At 69.6% G+C, this 514-nt stretch carries 1 pseudogene; it reads left to right on the forward strand.

The features are described from left to right. Positions 1-514, forward strand: a pseudogene (locus tag F6S12_RS32820) (hypothetical protein); the annotation flags it as partial.

Raw genomic sequence — 514 nt, forward strand, 5'->3', positions numbered from 1 at the left:
ATGTTCATCAACACTTTGCCGTTGCGGGTCAGTGTCGGGGAACAGGGTGTGGCCGAGGCCTTGCGCGCCACCCACGCCCGGCTGGCCCGATTGCTGGGCCACGAGCACGCCTCCCTGGCCCTGGCCCAGCGCTGCAGCGGCGTGCCGGCATCGCTGCCCCTGTTCAACAGCCTGCTCAACTACCGTCACAGCGCTGCCGACACCGCGCAGCAGGGGCCGGCGAGCTGGGAGGGGATCCGCGTGCTCGACTCCCGGGAGCGCAGCAATTACCCCCTGGCGCTGAATATCGACGATGACGCCCAGGGCCTGCGCCTGACCGTGCAGGCCGTGGCGCAGGTGGACGGCGATCGGGTCTGTGGCTACCTGCAGTGCGTGCTGGAACACCTCGCCCAGGCCTTGGAGCAGACCCCGGCCCTGGCCCTGGAGAACATCCCGGTACTGCCGGCGGCCGAGCGCCGCCAGGTATTGCTGGAGTTCAATGCCAGCACCCGCGACTACCCGCGCCAGCACACCG

The sequence above is a fragment of the Pseudomonas sp. JV245A genome (assembly GCF_032424515.1).
Classification (GTDB): domain Bacteria; phylum Pseudomonadota; class Gammaproteobacteria; order Pseudomonadales; family Pseudomonadaceae; genus Aquipseudomonas; species Aquipseudomonas protegens.